Below are 15,464 nucleotides of genomic sequence, written 5' to 3'. Positions count from 1 at the left end.
CCTAGCGGGCTTTACTCATCCCCGCTACGCGGGAAAACCGACAAGCGACAAGCGCCCCCGGCAAATTCTGAAGCGCCTATATCACATCGTTTGCGTAAGGCAAACGCTTTCAACAGGCGCATCGGCGTTGTCACAACATGGCCATTCCGCCGTTCACATGCAACGTTGTTCCTGTAACGTAGCCCGCCTCGGGGCTGGCCAGATACAGAACAGCGGCTGCGATTTCGTTGGCTTCGCCCATGCGGCCTGCGGGAACATTGGTCAGGATACCCGATTTCTGGTCGTCGGTCAGTTTATCTGTCATCGCGGTGGTGATGAACCCCGGTGCCACGCAATTGGCGGTGATACCGCGGCTGGCCACTTCGTAGGCGATGGATTTCGTCATGCCAACCATGCCCGCCTTCGACGCCGCATAGTTCGCTTGTCCGGGGTTGCCCGTGGCGCCGACAACGCTGGAGATATTCACGATCCGCCCCCAACGCGCCTTCATCATGCCGCGCATGACCCCGCGACACAGCCGCATGGTCGAGGTCAGATTGACCTCCAGCACCGATGCCCATTCGTCATCCGACATCCGCATGAACAGCTGGTCACGGGTGATGCCGGCGTTGTTCACCAGAATATCGACCGATCCCATGGCCGCCGCAGCCGCCTTTGGCAGGGCTTCGACCGCGTCCTTGTCGCTCAGGTTGCAGGGCAGCACATGGGCGCGGCTGCCCAGTTCTGCCGCCAGCGCCTCCAGCGGTTCAACCCGCGTGCCGGACAGCGCAACGGTGGCACCTGCGTCGTGCAGCGCCTTGGCAATCGCGCCGCCAATGCCGCCCGACGCACCGGTCACAAGTGCATTTTTCCCAGTAAGATCAAACATTTCCACTCCTTAGCTTACCTGCTCTGCCGCAGTTTTCACGTCCTCGGGCATGGACACTGCCCGTGTCTCTACCTCTTTGGCGATCCGCCGCACCATGCCGGACAAGGCCTTGCCCGCGCCCAGTTCCCATATCTCTGTCACACCCTGACCTGCCATCCATGCAACGCTTTCGCGCCAGCGCACGGCGCCGGTGACCTGCTCGATCAACAGCGCGCGGATCACATCCGGGTCGCTGACCGCCTCGGCCCGCACGTTTGCGACCAATGGCACCACAGGCGCGTTGATCGTCACATCCGCCAATGCGCCCGCCATCACTTCGGCGGCAGGCGCCATCAGCGCGCAATGGAACGGGGCGCTGACCGGCAGGATGATGGCGCGCTTGGCGCCCTTGGCCTTGGCGATCTCGACCGCCCGTTCCACCGCAGCCTTGTGGCCGGACACGACCACCTGCGCCGGATCATTGTCGTTCGCCGCCTGGCACACCTCGCCCTGCGCCGCCTCTTCGGCAACGGCCCGTGCGGTGTCAAAGTCCAGCCCCAACAGCGCAGCCATAGCGCCCACGCCCACCGGCACCGCCTCTTGCATCGCGCGTCCACGCACCCGCAAAAGCCGCGCCGCATCGGCAACGGAAAATGCGCCAGCCGCCGCCAGCGCCGAATATTCGCCCAGCGAATGACCCGCCACACAGGCGCCAGACGATATCGCCACGCCCTCGGCCTGCAATGCGCGCACAACAGCCATGGACATCGCCATCAAGGCAGGCTGCGCGTTCTGCGTCAGGGTCAGCGCGTCCTGCTCCCCCTCCCAGATCAGTGCGCTCAGCTTTTCGCCAAGCGCATCGTCCACCTCGTCGAACACGGCCTTCGCGGCCGGATAGGCAAGCGCCAGTTCGCGCCCCATGCCAATGGTCTGCGCCCCCTGTCCGGGAAATACAAATGCGCGGCTCATGGTCCCTCCTGAGTTTTCTTTTCTTTTCGGGATACCCTGCCTGTGCGCCTTGCGCAATTCCCACAGCACCACCGCACAGGCATTTGTGCAGGGGCGCGAATTGCCAGCCCCCGGCGTTGTGCTAGACACTCCCCTGAAAACAGGAGGGCCAGATGGCTTTTAACAATACGAAAACCCGTTATGGCGGCGTCACAAAAACATTTCACTGGCTGACGGCGGCCCTGATCATTTCGCTGATCCCGCTGGGCATGATCGCAAACGACCTGCCCCACGCCACGGGCGAGGAACTGGCGCAAAAGGCGCTGCTGTTCTCGATCCACAAGACATTGGGCGTCGCCGTCTTTCTTGTGGCCCTTGCCCGCATCCTGTGGGCGGTGACGCAGCCAAAGCCGGGCCTTCTGAACGCCGACAAGAAACCAGAGGCCTTTCTGGCGGAACTCGTCCATTGGCTGCTCTATGCCTCGCTGGTTCTGGTGCCCCTGACTGGCTGGATCGAACATGCCGCAACCTCGGGCTTTGCGCCGATCTGGTGGCCCTTCGGCCAATCCCTGCCCTTTGTGCCCAAGGACGAGACGCTGGCGCATCTTTTCGCCACGCTGCACGCGGTCTTTGGCAAGGTGCTGATCGGATCGGTTCTGCTGCATATCGCAGGTGCCCTAAAGCACCATGTCATCGACAAGGACGCGACCCTGCGGCGCATGTGGTTCGGCCGCATCGCCGACCCGGTCCTGCCGCAGCAAACCCACAGCCGCCTGCCACAGATCGCCGCCAGTGCGATCTATGCCGTGGCGATCGGGCTTGGCCTGACCTTCGGGATGACAGCCACATCGACGGGCGAACAACGCCCCGCCGCCAGCCTGCAACAGGTCGCCAGCGACTGGACCGTGACCGACGGGCAGATAAAAATCGCCCTGTCGCAATTCGGAAACACGGTTCAGGGGCAGTTCACCGACTGGACCGCCGCCATCGCCTTTTCCGAAACGCCGACGGACGGAAAGAATGGCACGGTCGAGACCACGATCAACATCGGCAGCCTGACCCTCGGTTCTGTCACGCAACAGGCGCTGGGGGCGGATTTCTTCAATGTCAGCGGATTTCCAACGGCCATCTTCGCCGCCGACATCCTGCCAGCGGGCGACGGCTATATCGCCAAGGGCATCCTGACGCTGAAAGGCCGGGCTGTGCCTGTCGACCTGCCCTTTTCGCTGGCCATCGCGGGCGATACGGCGACCATGTCGGGCACGACGACCCTAGACCGCCGCACCTTCGGTATCGGTGAAACCTATGCCGACGAAAGCACCATAGGCTTTGGCGTTGCGGTCAGCATCGACCTGACCGCCACACGGTAAGACGCGCGCCCACCACGAAAACCAGATACGAAAAAAGGCCGCGCTGGCGAACCGGCGAGGCCTTTTTGTTGGTCTGAAAGCCCCGGTTTACTGGGCCTTCATCGCCTCGATCGAGATTTTCACATCGACTTCGTTCGACACGAAGGGCTCGAACAGGCCAAGGTTATAGTCCGTGCGCAACAATGTGGTCGTCGCGTCGAAACCCAGCCATGGCTGGTTTGCCATCGGGTGATTGCCTGCCTGATTCAGCTTTGCATCCAGTGCCACGGACTTTGTCACGTCATTCAGCGTCAGATCGCCAGTGATGATCGCTGTGTTCTCGCCCGTCACTTCGATCCCTGTCGAGATGAATGTGATCGTCTCGTCATCGGTCGCGGCAAAGAAATCGGCGGACATGAAGTGGTCGAACCGCTCCTGCCAGCCTGTCAGCATGGATTTCAGCGGCATGGACACCGAAACGGTGGAATTCGCAGGGGCGTCCGCATCATAAACAATGTCACCGGCAAAACCCGAGAACATGCCATACCCTGTGGAAAACCCAAGGTGGTTGTAGGAAAATACGATCTGGCTGTGGCTGGAATCCAGCGTGTATGTCTCGGGCGCGGCAAATGCGCTGCCTACGGTCACAGCCAAAAGTGCTGCGGCGATTATTGTGGTCTTCATTAACGTCACTCCATTGGTCATTGGTCTGTGACGTTAATTGGCGCGATCTGCTGAATGTGCAATTGCGCAGGAACAAACAGCGGGTGTTCAGGGGCGAACACTTGCACGGGGCATTGAGGCCTTGACCGGAACATCTTGCGACGCGCGCTGCGGCAACTCGCGCAGCGCAAGATTCCCCAAATCAGCACTGACCCGCAGCGCCAGTTTGCGAATTGCGGACGCGCCGCCACTCGACAACTCGATCACGGCGGCCTGATCCTTCATCCGCAGGTATACTGCGGCAGACCCGTCGTCGTGCACCTGCGTCATGACAGACCCGACCTCGTCAAAGCAATGACGCGCCAGCAGCGTTTCCGCCTCTGTCTTCATCCGCAGCACCTGACGGATCTCGCGGCAGTTGCGGTCGATCTGAACCTCGTGGCGCCCCATATCGCCGCCACGGGTCAACAAGATCACACCGATCCCCGCCAAAAGCACGCAAACCAGCAGCTTGAACCCCAGAACATCGCTTTGCGCAATGGCACCGGGCAAGGCCCACATGCCAATCGCGGCCATAACCATGCACATCCCAAGAAAGCGCATCATCCCGCCCCGCAGGCTTGCTTCGGTCTCTGGACCGGACCCGCAGGCAAAGGTGTATCCCCAATGGGTTTCAGTCACGTGCAAGGCGTCGCGGCGCATTTTGATGTCTGCATCCGGCAGGAATTCCGCGTTATACATTGTCATAAGCTTGGCCTCCATGAAACTATGCCCCGATATAGCCCGCCAAACATGTTTAAAATCGGGCAAACTCTGGCTCTTTTCGGGCCAATTTCCAACCTCTCCCTCGCGCGCCACGCATGCGCCCGCCATGCCTCTTCCCGCGCCCCAATCACCTTGCATCACCGCCACCAGCGTGTATAAGGCACCGTCCTTCCGCAAATTACGGAAACAGCGCAGCCTCTCGTGGGTGGGTCGCGGAGGGATTTGCCCAACCCTATGAAGTGCGCTTGAAAAGTATTGGAGCACGCATGCCGCTTTACGAGCATGTTATGATTGCGCGTCAGGACCTGTCCAACACGCAAGCCGAAGGCCTTATCGAGCATTTCGGCACGATCCTTTCGGACAACGGCGGCAGCGTCGTCGAGCACGAATATTGGGGCATCAAAACGATGGCCTACAAGATCAACAAAAACCGCAAGGGCCATTACGCCTTTCTGAAAACCGACGCTCCTGCGGCGGCGATTCAGGAAATGGAACGCCTGATGCGCCTGCATGACGACGTGATGCGCGTTCTGACCATCAAGGTCGACGCCCACGAAGAGGGCCCATCGGCCCAGATGCAAAAGCGTGATGATCGCGGTGATCGCCCTGACCGTGGCGACCGTGCCCCGCGTGGTGACCGTCCTGACCGCGGCGACCGTCCCGATCGTGGTGACCGTCCCGACCGCGGCGACCGTCGTTGATCTGAAGCATTAGGAAAGGACTGTAAATCATGGCAGCCAAACCGTTTTTCCGTCGCCGCAAAGTATGCCCCTTCTCGGGCGACAACGCACCGGCAATCGACTATAAGGACACACGTCTTCTGCAACGCTACATCTCAGAGCGCGGCAAGATCGTCCCATCCCGCATCACCGCCGTTTCGGCAAAAAAGCAGCGTGAACTGGCCCGTGCGATCAAACGCGCCCGCTTCCTCGCCCTGCTGCCCTACGCTGTGAAGTAAGGAGCAAACGCACATGCAAGTTATCCTTCTAGAACGCGTGGCCAAACTGGGTCAGATGGGTGAAGTCGTTTCCGTAAAGGACGGCTACGCCCGTAACTTCCTGTTGCCACAAGGCAAAGCGCTGCGCGCCTCGGACGCGAACGTGAAATCGTTCGAAGCCCGCAAAGCACAGCTCGAAGCCAACAACCTCGAGACCAAAAAAGAAGCCGAAGCAATGGCGGCGAAACTGGATGGACAAAAGTTCATCGTGATTCGCTCTGCCTCTGACGGCGGTTCGCTTTACGGCTCGGTCACTCCACGTGACGCAGCGGATGTTGCAAAGACCGACGGGTTCACCATCGACCGCAAGCAGATCTCCCTGATCGCACCGATCAAGGAACTCGGCCTGCACGACATGCGCGTCCGTCTGCACCCCGAAGTCGAAGCGACGATCACGATCAACGTCGCACGCTCCGTCGACGAGGCCCAGCTGCAAGCTGCCGGTAAATCCATCCAGGAACTGGCCGCAGAAGCAGAAGCCGAAGCCGAATTCGAGATCTCCGAACTGTTCGACGAACTCGGCGCAGCCGGCATGGACGACGACTATGCCCCCCGCGGCGACGCAGCGACAGCATCGGACGACGACGCCTGATAGCGTCCTCGTCACTGCAAAACAATTTAAACCGCGCCAGAGAAATCCGGCGCGGTTTTTTCATATGCCCCGCCCGATGGCAAATGACGGCGCCGCCTTCGGCGAGAGTATTTGGACCGAGAAGATATCATATCCCGTTCTTTTTGGTCTAAAATATCCTCGCCGAAGGCAAACCGAGCGCCCGCAGGGCGCGAGACACAGGACTAACGCCGCCAGGCGTTTCCGCAAGAAAAAGGGCCGCCCGAAGGCAGCCCTTTGAAAATCATGGAATTGAACGAATGAATTATTCTTCGTCCAAAGCCTCAATCGCTTTTTGCAGCTCTTCTTTCGACACTGTCTTTTCTGTCAGCGTTGCCAGCTCGAAGGCGTAATCAACGACCTTGTCCTCGAACAAGGGCGCGCGCAGCTGTTGCTGCATCTGCTGGTTTTGCTGAACGAATTCAAAGAACTGACGTTCCTGACCGCGGTACTGGCGGGCTTGGTTCATCACCGCCTGTGTGAACTCTGCGTCGGTCACGGTGATCTCGTTCTTGCGGCCCATTTCGGCCAGCAAAAGTCCAAGACGCACGCGGCGCTCTGCCAGATCGGTATGCTCTTTTGTCGTCTCGATCTGGGGATGATCGTGACCATGCACGTCGGGGTTTTCCTCGTGCCACAACTGATGCGCGATCTGGCTGGCCTCGGCATCCACCAACGATGGCGGCAGCTCGAATTTCACCAGCTTGTCCAACGCGTCCAGCAGGCCGCGCTTCATGATGGCGCGCGAGGCACCGGCATATTCGGCCTCAAGGCGCTCTGCGATCTGGCCTTTCAGCGCATCCAGCGATTCCGCGCCAAAATTCTTGGCCAACGCGTCGTCGATCTCTGCCGCTTTCGCGCCTTTGACTGCTTTCACAGTGCACTCGAACACAGCCGCTTTGCCAGCGAGGTTCGCCGCCTGATATTCGTCCGGGAAGGACACGTTCACGTCCAGCGTGTCGCCCGCTTTCGCGCCGATCAGTTGCTCTTCAAAGCCGGGGATGAAGCTGCCAGAGCCCAGAACCAGCGGGTAATCTTCAGCAGCGCCGCCCTCAAAGGCCTCGCCGTCGACCTTGCCAAGGAAGTCGATGACGATCTGGTCGCCGTCTTTTGCCTTGGAGCCTTTTTTCTTGTCTTCAAAGACCTGCGCCGTTTCGGCAAGGTTCTTCAGCGCGTCGGCGATATCGTCTTCGCCCGCTTTGACAACCATTTTCTCCAGCTTGACTGCCTTCAGGTCCACGTCCGGAATCTCCGGCAGGGCCTCGTAGGTCATGTCGACGATGACATCGTCACCCTCTTTCCATGCGTCACCCGCCTGCATCTTGACGTCGGGCTGCATCGCGGGGCGCTCGCCTGTCTTTTCAAAATGCTCGGACATCGCGGCGTCGATTGCGGACTGCATCGCATCGCCCAGCATCCGCTGGCCATGTTGCTTTTTCAGCAAGGCCATTGGCACTTTGCCCTTACGAAAGCCCTTCATCTCGATCTCGGGGCGCGCCTCGACCAGCTGTTCCATTACTTTGGCATCCAGTTCAGCCGCCGTGACGGTGATGGTGTAGCCGCGCTTCAGACCTTCGTTCAGGGTCTCGGTGACCTGCATGTTATCGTCCTTTTTCCAAGTCATGGTGCGGGTGAAGGGACTCGAACCCCCACGCCTTGCGGCGCCAGAACCTAAATCTGGTGCGTCTACCAATTCCGCCACACCCGCATAACCAACAGGGCAGCCACCTTGGGCCGCCCTGAATTTCCGCGCCTGTCTAGCAAAGGTTCACGGAGGATGCGAGAGGAAAAACAACGTAATAAAATACGTGCCAAGGCCGCTCTATTGTCATAGTGTCAAAAGAAAACCGAGGCAGTAACATATAGCGAGAGACGCCATGTCACACAAGAATGACAGGCTCGCGCGGGAATTTCCCCCTGACGCAGGCCGAATTGCGCCCGTTACCGGATTCACATCCGGCACGAACATATTGACGCTCGATGGCGAAATCGCCGTTGAATTCCTGAATGTCGGCGATCGGGTCGTCACCCGCCGCGGCATGCGGATTCTGCGTGCGATCACTGCGACCGTCACAAAGGCCCGCGGGGTATGTGTCGCGTCGCATTCTCTGGGCCATGGCCGCCCTGACCGTGACACGGTTCTGGCGCCCGACACGCTGGTTCTGGTGCGCGACTGGCGCGCAAAAAGCCTGTTCGGCGCGCCAGAGGCGCTGGTGCCCGTGTCGCGCCTGATGGACGGCGCCTATGTCAAGCCCACAGCGGCGACAGGCCTGCGGGTGTTCACCCTGGAGTTCGACGAACAATACGTCCTTTATGCCGACGGTATGGAAGTGGCCTCTCGTGTGCCGGTGCGTGTCGACGCCTGAGGCTACAACCCAAGCTGCCGGAACACCTTCGGCAGCGCCTCGGGCAAATCCTCGGCGATCAGGCCTGCGCCAAAGCTACGGGCGCAATCGACATGCAGCCGGACGGCCAGTTCCGCCGCCCGCATCGGCGCGATGCCCCGCGCCATCAGCCCCGCAATGAACCCTGACAGCACATCGCCCGCCCCTGCGGTGGCCAGCCAGGGTGCCGCGCGGTCGTAAAAGGCCGCGTTCAAGCGACAGCACCCCCGCGCGTCGGCAATCACCGTATCCGCGCCTTTGAACAGCACGACACAGCCCGCCCGCGCCGCCGCGTCGCGCGTTGCCTCCACCTTGGAACAGGCGCGGTCCTTCAGCCGCTCAGAAATGTCGGGAAACAGGCGCGCGAATTCGCCCGCATGGGGCGTCAGCACGCAGCGCCCGTGAAGCCGCGCAAACAGATCGGGCGATTGCGCCAGGGCGGTCAGCGCGTCGGCGTCCAGCACAGTGGCACGTTTGGCATCCAGCGCGGCGGGCAGCATTGCCGCAGCCAGCACGACCCCCATGCCCGGCCCGAGGCAAAGCGCGGTGATCCGGGTGTCAGCCAGCGCGGCGCCCACCCCCTCTGCGCCCTTTACGGGCCGCAGCATCACCGCATTCAACTGCGCCGCATTCTCGATCAGGGCGGTAGGCGGACACCCCAGCGTTACCAGCCCTGCCCCGATCCGCAATGCGCCGCGTGCCGCAAGGCGCGCCGCGCCGCCGTGACCAACGCCGCCCGACAGGATCAAGGCGTGGCCGTGGCTGAACTTGTGCCCGCCCCCCTTGCCAAGCACCTGAACCGCGTCGAAATCCAAAGGGTCCAACAATTCCAGACGCTCTGGCTCAGGAAAATCGGCCTTTTGCCGGTCCAGCCCGATCGGCACCACCTTGATGCTCCCGCAGACTTGCCCGCCGTCCCCCAGATAATGCCCGCGCTTGGCCCGATGAAAACTTACCGTCAGGGACGCCGCCATCGGATACGGCATCGGCCCGTCCCACCACAGCCGCCCCGTGTCCGCATCAAGGCCGGATGGCACATCGACCGCGACAATCCGCGCGTGGTTGGCACCGTCAAAACCTTTGGTCAGAAAGGCGCTGACCCCGTCAGGCAATGGGCGTGTCAGGCCTGTGCCGAACACCGCATCGACAACCAGATCGAACCCCGCCAGATAGCCCGCCCCGATCGCGTCACCGTCCATCCGCCGCACCAGTCCCGTGGCGCACCAGCGGTCATGGTTCGCCCGCGCGTCGGGCGGCAGGCGGGGCGGATCGCCGAACAGGAACACCTCGACCTGCCAGCCCCAGTCGGCCAGCATCCGCGCCACGACAAACCCGTCGCCACCGTTGTTCCCCGGACCACACAACACCACCGCGCGGAACGTCCCCGCCGCAAGCGCGGGCCAACGGGCAAAGACGGCCTCGACCACCCCGCGTCCCGCATGCTCCATCAATGCAGCACCCGTGACCGCACCAGTGGCGATTGCCGCGGACTCGATGGCGCGCATTTGGGCAGAAGTCAGAAGTTCGGTCATTTTTCAGCCTCAAAAGTTTTCAAACAGCACAATATAAAAGCTAAACGCACAAAATTTAATCACGCGACAGGGAATCCCGCCTGCCGTTCGCCCTCTCTGACCCTACTCAATTGTCCGCCCTCGGGGAAAGTGGTCTGACACCTGACGAAGAGCCACACTTAAGGGAGTCGCAGGCGATGAAGAAGATCGAGGCAATCATTAAACCCTTCAAACTCGACGAGGTGAAGGAAGCTTTGCAAGAGATCGGCGTTCAGGGACTCTCTGTGGTCGAAGTCAAAGGGTTCGGCCGTCAGAAAGGCCACACAGAACTCTATCGCGGCGCTGAATATGTCGTTGATTTCCTGCCAAAAGTCAAAATCGAGGTCGTCCTGCCGGACGATCAGGTCGAGGGCGCCATCGAGGCGATCATCGGCGCGGCCAAGACCGACAAGATCGGCGATGGCAAGATTTTCGTCTCGACCGTCGAACAGGCCATCCGTATCCGGACTGGCGAAGCCGGCGATGACGCGCTTTAACACTGCGGGACACAAAAACCGCATGACGATTCTAGGATTCACTAAGGGGAAGGCCCAATGAGCACATCAAAAGTTCTAAAGATGATCAAAGACGAGGAAATCGAATACGTCGATATCCGCTTCACCGATCCAAAGGGTAAACTTCAGCACGTCACAGTCTGTGCCGATCTGGTTGACGAGGATTTCATCGAGGAAGGCTTTATGTTCGACGGTTCGTCGATCGCTGGCTGGAAGTCGATCGAAGCCTCGGACATGAAACTGATGCTGGACACCGACAGCGTCTACCTTGACCCCTTCTATGCCGAGAAAACGCTTTGCGTGCATTGCAACGTGGTAGAGCCGGACACCGGCGAAGCCTATGACCGCGACCCACGCGGCACCGCGCTGAAGGCAGAGGCCTACCTGAAATCCTCTGGCATCGGCGACACATCCTATATGGGCCCCGAAGCTGAATTCTTCATCTTCGACGACGTCCGTTATTGCGTCAGCAGCAACAAAGTGTCCTATCAGGTCGATGCGATCGACGCAGCCTGGAACACCGACACCGAGTACGAGATGGGCAACACCGGCCACCGCCCCGGCATCAAGGGCGGCTACTTCCCCGTGAACCCGATTGACGACGCGCAAGACCTGCGTGGCGAAATGCTGTCCACGATGAAGCGCATGGGCATGAAAGTTGACAAGCACCACCACGAAGTGGCGTCTTGCCAGCACGAGCTTGGCCTGATTTTCGGAACGCTGACCCATCAGGCGGACGAAATCCAGAAGTACAAATATGTCATCCACAACGTGGCTCAGGCCTACGGCAAATCGGCGACCTTCATGCCGAAGCCGATCTCGGGCGACAACGGCACCGGCATGCATGTGAACATGTCGATCTGGAAAGACGGCAAGCCGATCTTTGCAGGCGACAAATATGCCGACCTGTCGCAGGAGGCGCTGTATTTCATCGGCGGCATCCTGAAGCACGCCAAGGCGCTGAACGCGATCACCAACCCGACCACGAACAGCTACAAGCGTCTGATCCCGGGTTTTGAGGCCCCCGTTCTGCGCGCGTATTCCGCCCGCAACCGCTCTGGCTGCGTTCGTATTCCATGGACAGAATCGCCAAAGGCCAAGCGCGTCGAGGCTCGCTTTCCCGATCCCGCAGCAAACCCCTATCTGGCGTTCGCCGCTTTGTTGATGGCCGGCCTTGACGGCATCAAGAACAAGATCGATCCGGGTGCCGCCTCTGACAAGGATCTCTACGACCTGCCGCCCGAAGAACTGGCAGAGATCCCGACCGTGTGTGGTTCCCTGCGCGAAGCGCTGGACGAACTGGCAGCGGATCACGACTTCCTGTTGGCCGGTGACGTGTTCACCAAAGGCCAGCTGGAGTCTTACATGGCGCTGAAATGGCAAGAAGTGTATGCCTACGAGCACACGCCTCACCCGATCGAGTACAAGATGTATTACTCCTGCTAAAAGGGTCGGTGGGTTTCCCCCACCCTTCCACATCGGATCAGGGCGCCTTCGGGCGCCCTTTTTCATTTTGGGGTCCGCCATTGTTTCGCCAGATCGCGCAGTTTGATCGAATCGCCTGGATTTGATCCGTTCCCGCAAAAACGCGCAGTTTTTCGCCGCAATACCTGAAAAAGCCACACTGCATTGTTTTTACGGCCTAAAATAAGGTCATCCTCGGAAACACACCGCTGAATTGCGTCAAATTCATGCCACTGTTTCGCAGAATGCGCCCAACTGTTTCCCTATTCGTCTTGTATTCAGGGATAAGGACCGCACCACCCACAGGACCGCAAAACGGTTTCAAGGGGCCGCAGTTCCAGAAATACGACGAAGGCCCGCCAGCCTGTGACAGTGTGTGTATCGCAGGACCGGACCGCCCCGCTTGGGGAACCAATCGTCGCCCGTAACGGTAAGTAGCTTCGGTTTTTGGGCAACCTGCAGGTCATTGCGGAAGATCCGCGATCCACACCTGTAAGACGTGGGGACGACAAGATGCTAGACCAGGACCTTATGAATATCTTCGCGGAAGAAGAGAAAATCGTGCGTCCGCGCAGGCCTGATCGGTTCGAGACCGCCCTGCGTGACAAAAGCAGACGCCGCCTCAGGATGAGCCTTCTGGACGGGCAAGCCGCCTTTGCCCACACACCGGCGCCAGTCGAGGTGGTTCATGATGCACTGGACGCCTCCTATCTGAAGGCAACGGAAAACCAGTCAGAGCAGGTTTCCCCGTCCATCATGGATTTGATGGCGACCCCGCGAGAGCCGCGCCCGATCCAGACCTACAATGACTTCAACCGGATCAGGGCCGCGCTTTATTCGAACGTCGACATCATTCCGCCCAAAAATTCCGACATGTCCGACCAGATGGCTGTGCCCGCATCCTACGAGGATCGGCGCGGCACGCTGGCCACGCGCCTGACCGTTTACACGATCAATGCCACCCTTATGGTCATCGCGTTTCCTATCGGGTTCGGCGTGCTGATGTTCAACATCCTTGGCGGCGAAAATTTGCGTGCCACCGCCCATGCCATGTCGATTACCGGCACCGCGATCGGCCTGATGGCAAGCGGCGCGCCAGATATGCTGATGAAAATGCTGTGATCCGGCGGCCTAGGTGCCGGACCCTGCGTCAAGCATCGCGGTTTCCTCTGCCGTCAGGCAACTGTCCCTGACCACATAGGTGTGGATGGAAAAGACAACCGCCCGAAAAGACGCAAGCCGGACAAGGCACTGACGCTCTGACCGGATATACGGTGCCATAGCCGGCCTGATACGCGGGTCCGCGGCGCGTCTTGGCTGGTACAAGGCCGGATCGGCGTAGCGCATCGCATTTGCCCGCCACAGGGGCTGGTCCACGCGGATGGCATCGAACACCCGCTGCACCCGCACGGCAATGTTTCCGTCATAGTCCGGCACCGTGTCATGGATCGCCGTCAGCGGCCGCCCGATCTTTTCCGCCAGGGTCCAGCTTGCCGGAAAGCACAGGATCGCGCCGGTCAGAACATGCTGGTCGCGTATCGGCTGAAGCAGGCACAGATCCTCCTGCACAAGCCGCCCCAATGTCAGCAACGGCTGCGCCGGATCAATCGGCACGCTGACCCCGTCGGGCCGCGTGACCACGTCGCCGCGCACTGTGAACCCGTCCATCCCGCGCAGCTCTGCCAGCCCCCGCGCCAGCAGCCCCCCCGCCGCCGCGCGAGCCTCTGGCAACAGCGCATGCACCGCGCAGGGCCGCTCTGCGATAAGGCGATCGCGCAGCGCCATCTGCCCCGCATAGGCATCATCCACCCGCAGCCAGTCCCCGGCCTCGACCGGCTGAAGTCCGGGCAAGCGCCGCGTGTGGGCCACCATCCAGGGCTTGATCGGCAAATATTCCTGCAAAACCGGCGTGTCGTTCATATGGGGGCCTTCCCGACGTATCTGCACCTTTTCCACGTCGGAAACCGGCGCGAAACCCTGACGGGAATGGCTTCATCGTGTCGGACACCCCCGGAGGCAGGCACATGCACACCCCTTATCGCGATATCCGAAAAATCGACCCGACCCGTGGCGACACCCTGCCCGATGGCACCCCGAACGACAACAACCGGATAGAGATCGGCCCGACGCAGATGGCCTTTCGCGAATGGGAGGCCGCAGGGCTGATCCTGCCCGACCTGCAAACCATGCGGTATTTTCGCTGGACCCGCCTGACGCAGCACGTCGTCGATCGCGGCTATGGCGGCCTTCTGGTCTTTGACCCGCTGAACATCCGCTATGCCACCGACACCACCAATATGCAGCTTTGGAACACCCATAACCCGTTCCGCGCCGTCCTGCTCTGCGCCGACGGCTATATGGTGATCTGGGACTACAAGAATGCACCCTTCCTGTCGGGTTTCAATCCGCTGGTCCGCGAGGTGCGATCCGGTGCCGATCTATTCTATTTCGACCGTGGCGACAAAGTGGACGTCGCCGCCGATGCCTTTGCCCGTCAGGTGCGCGACTTGATCAACGAACACGGCGGCGCGAACAACCGGCTGGCGGTGGACAAAATCATGCTTCACGGGCTTCGCGCACTAGAGGCGCAGGGATTCGACATCAAAGACGGCGAAGAAGTCACTGAAAAGGCGCGGTCCATCAAAGGCCCTGATGAAATCCTGGCCATGCGCTGCGCCTCTCATGCCTGCGAACTGGCCGTCGCCACGATGGAAGCCGCCTGCGCCCCCGGCCTCTCGGAAGACGAGATATGGGCGGTCCTGCACGCAGAAAACATAAAGCGCGGCGGCGAATGGATCGAAACGCGCCTGCTGGCGTCCGGGCCGCGCACCAACCCGTGGTTTCAGGAATGTGGCCCGCGCATCGTGCAGAACAACGAGATCGTCGCCTTCGATACAGACCTGATCGGGGCCTACGGCATCTGCGTCGACATCAGCCGAACCTGGTGGGTCGGCGACGCCGCCCCGCGCCCCGATATGGTCAGCGCGATGCAGCACGCGCATGCGCATATCCTGACCAATATGCAGATGTTGGCCCCCGGCGTGCCATTCCACGACCTGACCCATAACGGCCATCATCTTGCCCCCCTCTACCAGCGCCAGAAATACGGCTGCAAGATGCACGGGGTCGGCCTTTGCGATGAATGGCCGCTGATCGCTTATCCCGACAAATACGTCGCGGGCGCCTTTGACGCGGTGCTGCAACCCGGCATGGTCCTGTGCGTCGAGGCGCTGGTCAGCCCCGAGGGCGGCGATTTCTCAATCAAGCTGGAAGATCAGGTGCTGATCACCGAAGACGGCTTTGAGAACCTGACCCGCTATCCTTTCGACACACGCCTGATGGGGCTTGCCTGACCGCGTGTCACGCCCTCTC

General features: G+C 60.6%; 16 protein-coding genes and 1 tRNA gene. 9 read left to right on the top strand and 8 right to left on the bottom strand.

Annotated features, from left to right (window positions below; all coding sequences use genetic code 11):
• Positions 1–130 precede the first annotated feature (130 nt).
• On the bottom strand, positions 131–868 hold the full coding sequence (gene fabG, locus ACEN2R_RS07985; protein WP_442040994.1) for a 3-oxoacyl-[acyl-carrier-protein] reductase: 738 nt from the start codon (positions 866–868) through the stop codon (positions 131–133).
• A 9-nt stretch (positions 869–877) separates the two neighbouring features.
• A complete protein-coding gene (gene fabD, locus ACEN2R_RS07980; protein WP_442040992.1) occupies positions 878–1,816 on the bottom strand; it encodes an ACP S-malonyltransferase in 939 nt (312 codons plus the stop codon).
• A 152-nt stretch (positions 1,817–1,968) separates the two neighbouring features.
• On the opposite strand from fabD, the gene ACEN2R_RS07975 reads away from it, so the two are divergent.
• The gene (locus ACEN2R_RS07975; RefSeq protein ID WP_442040990.1) at positions 1,969–3,165 is read left to right on the top strand and encodes a cytochrome b/b6 domain-containing protein; all 1,197 of its coding nucleotides are present in this window, start codon (positions 1,969–1,971) and stop codon (positions 3,163–3,165) included.
• Positions 3,166–3,252: 87 nt separating this feature from the next.
• Here ACEN2R_RS07975 and ACEN2R_RS07970 read toward each other — a convergent pair whose 3' ends face one another.
• Both ACEN2R_RS07970 and ACEN2R_RS07965 read right to left on the bottom strand, forming a co-directional pair.
• Positions 3,253–3,828 carry a YceI family protein gene (locus ACEN2R_RS07970; protein WP_442040988.1) on the bottom strand — a complete coding sequence of 192 codons (576 nt, stop codon included), beginning with the start codon at positions 3,826–3,828 and terminating at the stop codon, positions 3,253–3,255.
• A gap of 87 nt (positions 3,829–3,915) precedes the next feature.
• Positions 3,916–4,554 (bottom strand): hypothetical protein, encoded by a 639-nt coding sequence (locus ACEN2R_RS07965; protein WP_442040986.1) that lies wholly within the window; start codon positions 4,552–4,554, stop codon positions 3,916–3,918.
• Between the two features lie 284 nt (positions 4,555–4,838).
• Here ACEN2R_RS07965 and rpsF point away from each other — a divergent pair, with 284 nt between their 5' ends.
• From rpsF to rplI, 3 genes are read left to right on the top strand one after another with little or no spacing between them, the layout of a single operon-like run.
• On the top strand, positions 4,839–5,273 hold the full coding sequence (gene rpsF, locus ACEN2R_RS07960) for a 30S ribosomal protein S6 (RefSeq protein ID WP_442040984.1): 435 nt from the start codon (positions 4,839–4,841) through the stop codon (positions 5,271–5,273).
• A gap of 29 nt (positions 5,274–5,302) precedes the next feature.
• Entirely contained in the window at positions 5,303–5,530 is a 228-nt protein-coding gene (gene rpsR / locus ACEN2R_RS07955) for a 30S ribosomal protein S18 (RefSeq protein WP_005852865.1), read from the top strand.
• A gap of 13 nt (positions 5,531–5,543) precedes the next feature.
• Positions 5,544–6,161: a 50S ribosomal protein L9 gene (rplI, locus tag ACEN2R_RS07950; protein ID WP_442040982.1), complete on the top strand. Its 618-nt coding sequence runs from the start codon at positions 5,544–5,546 to the stop codon at positions 6,159–6,161.
• 283 nt (positions 6,162–6,444) lie between these two features.
• Here the strand turns inward: rplI and tig are convergent, their stop codons facing one another.
• Both tig and ACEN2R_RS07940 read right to left on the bottom strand, forming a co-directional pair.
• Positions 6,445–7,779: a trigger factor gene (gene tig / locus ACEN2R_RS07945; protein WP_442040980.1), complete on the bottom strand. Its 1,335-nt coding sequence runs from the start codon at positions 7,777–7,779 to the stop codon at positions 6,445–6,447.
• 23 nt (positions 7,780–7,802) lie between these two features.
• Positions 7,803–7,887 (bottom strand) — tRNA-Leu (locus ACEN2R_RS07940).
• Positions 7,888–8,056: 169 nt separating this feature from the next.
• Between ACEN2R_RS07940 and ACEN2R_RS07935 the strand changes: the two genes are divergently transcribed.
• A complete protein-coding gene (locus ACEN2R_RS07935) occupies positions 8,057–8,545 on the top strand; it encodes a Hint domain-containing protein (RefSeq protein WP_442040978.1) in 489 nt (162 codons plus the stop codon).
• 2 nt (positions 8,546–8,547) lie between these two features.
• Here the strand turns inward: ACEN2R_RS07935 and ACEN2R_RS07930 are convergent, their stop codons facing one another.
• The gene (locus tag ACEN2R_RS07930) at positions 8,548–10,095 is read right to left on the bottom strand and encodes an NAD(P)H-hydrate dehydratase (protein WP_442040976.1); all 1,548 of its coding nucleotides are present in this window, start codon (positions 10,093–10,095) and stop codon (positions 8,548–8,550) included.
• A gap of 176 nt (positions 10,096–10,271) precedes the next feature.
• On the opposite strand from ACEN2R_RS07930, the gene ACEN2R_RS07925 reads away from it, so the two are divergent.
• The 3 genes from ACEN2R_RS07925 (at position 10,272) to ACEN2R_RS07915 (ending at position 13,214) form a co-directional block, all read left to right on the top strand.
• Positions 10,272–10,610, top strand: coding sequence for a P-II family nitrogen regulator (locus tag ACEN2R_RS07925; protein ID WP_442040974.1), 339 nt, complete (start codon positions 10,272–10,274; stop codon positions 10,608–10,610).
• A gap of 57 nt (positions 10,611–10,667) precedes the next feature.
• Positions 10,668–12,074, top strand: a complete 1,407-nt coding sequence (glnA, locus tag ACEN2R_RS07920; protein ID WP_442040972.1) for a type I glutamate--ammonia ligase — start codon at positions 10,668–10,670, stop codon at positions 12,072–12,074.
• Positions 12,075–12,605: 531 nt separating this feature from the next.
• On the top strand, positions 12,606–13,214 hold the full coding sequence (locus ACEN2R_RS07915; RefSeq protein ID WP_442040970.1) for a hypothetical protein: 609 nt from the start codon (positions 12,606–12,608) through the stop codon (positions 13,212–13,214).
• Positions 13,215–13,223: 9 nt separating this feature from the next.
• On the opposite strand, the gene ACEN2R_RS07910 is transcribed toward ACEN2R_RS07915, so the two are convergent.
• The gene (locus ACEN2R_RS07910) at positions 13,224–14,012 is read right to left on the bottom strand and encodes a heme-dependent oxidative N-demethylase family protein (RefSeq protein ID WP_442040968.1); all 789 of its coding nucleotides are present in this window, start codon (positions 14,010–14,012) and stop codon (positions 13,224–13,226) included.
• Positions 14,013–14,116: 104 nt separating this feature from the next.
• Here ACEN2R_RS07910 and dddP point away from each other — a divergent pair, with 104 nt between their 5' ends.
• Complete coding sequence (gene dddP / locus ACEN2R_RS07905; protein WP_442040966.1) at positions 14,117–15,445, top strand: dimethylsulfonioproprionate lyase DddP; 1,329 nt, start codon at positions 14,117–14,119, stop codon at positions 15,443–15,445.
• Positions 15,446–15,464 lie beyond the last annotated feature (19 nt).

This window comes from Pseudogemmobacter sp. W21_MBD1_M6, from assembly GCF_052119585.1.
Taxonomy (GTDB): domain Bacteria; phylum Pseudomonadota; class Alphaproteobacteria; order Rhodobacterales; family Rhodobacteraceae; genus JBGQOJ01.
This window is presented reverse-complemented; position numbering and strand designations above follow the sequence as displayed.

Excerpts from the sequence above, each read along its gene's own strand:
- fabG (WP_442040994.1), bottom strand. The coding sequence starts at position 868 with ATGTTTGATCTTACTGGGAAAAATGCACTTGTGACCGGTGCGTCGGGC.
- fabD (WP_442040992.1), bottom strand. The coding sequence starts at position 1,816 with ATGAGCCGCGCATTTGTATTTCCCGGACAGGGGGCGCAGACCATTGGC.
- ACEN2R_RS07975 (WP_442040990.1), top strand. The coding sequence starts at position 1,969 with ATGGCTTTTAACAATACGAAAACCCGTTATGGCGGCGTCACAAAAACA.
- ACEN2R_RS07970 (WP_442040988.1), bottom strand. The coding sequence starts at position 3,828 with ATGAAGACCACAATAATCGCCGCAGCACTTTTGGCTGTGACCGTAGGC.
- ACEN2R_RS07965 (WP_442040986.1), bottom strand. The coding sequence starts at position 4,554 with ATGACAATGTATAACGCGGAATTCCTGCCGGATGCAGACATCAAAATG.
- rpsF (WP_442040984.1), top strand. The coding sequence starts at position 4,839 with ATGCCGCTTTACGAGCATGTTATGATTGCGCGTCAGGACCTGTCCAAC.
- rpsR (WP_005852865.1), top strand. The coding sequence starts at position 5,303 with ATGGCAGCCAAACCGTTTTTCCGTCGCCGCAAAGTATGCCCCTTCTCG.
- rplI (WP_442040982.1), top strand. The coding sequence starts at position 5,544 with ATGCAAGTTATCCTTCTAGAACGCGTGGCCAAACTGGGTCAGATGGGT.
- tig (WP_442040980.1), bottom strand. The coding sequence starts at position 7,779 with ATGCAGGTCACCGAGACCCTGAACGAAGGTCTGAAGCGCGGCTACACC.
- ACEN2R_RS07935 (WP_442040978.1), top strand. The coding sequence starts at position 8,057 with ATGTCACACAAGAATGACAGGCTCGCGCGGGAATTTCCCCCTGACGCA.
- ACEN2R_RS07930 (WP_442040976.1), bottom strand. The coding sequence starts at position 10,095 with ATGACCGAACTTCTGACTTCTGCCCAAATGCGCGCCATCGAGTCCGCG.
- ACEN2R_RS07925 (WP_442040974.1), top strand. The coding sequence starts at position 10,272 with ATGAAGAAGATCGAGGCAATCATTAAACCCTTCAAACTCGACGAGGTG.
- glnA (WP_442040972.1), top strand. The coding sequence starts at position 10,668 with ATGAGCACATCAAAAGTTCTAAAGATGATCAAAGACGAGGAAATCGAA.
- ACEN2R_RS07915 (WP_442040970.1), top strand. The coding sequence starts at position 12,606 with ATGCTAGACCAGGACCTTATGAATATCTTCGCGGAAGAAGAGAAAATC.
- ACEN2R_RS07910 (WP_442040968.1), bottom strand. The coding sequence starts at position 14,012 with ATGAACGACACGCCGGTTTTGCAGGAATATTTGCCGATCAAGCCCTGG.
- dddP (WP_442040966.1), top strand. The coding sequence starts at position 14,117 with ATGCACACCCCTTATCGCGATATCCGAAAAATCGACCCGACCCGTGGC.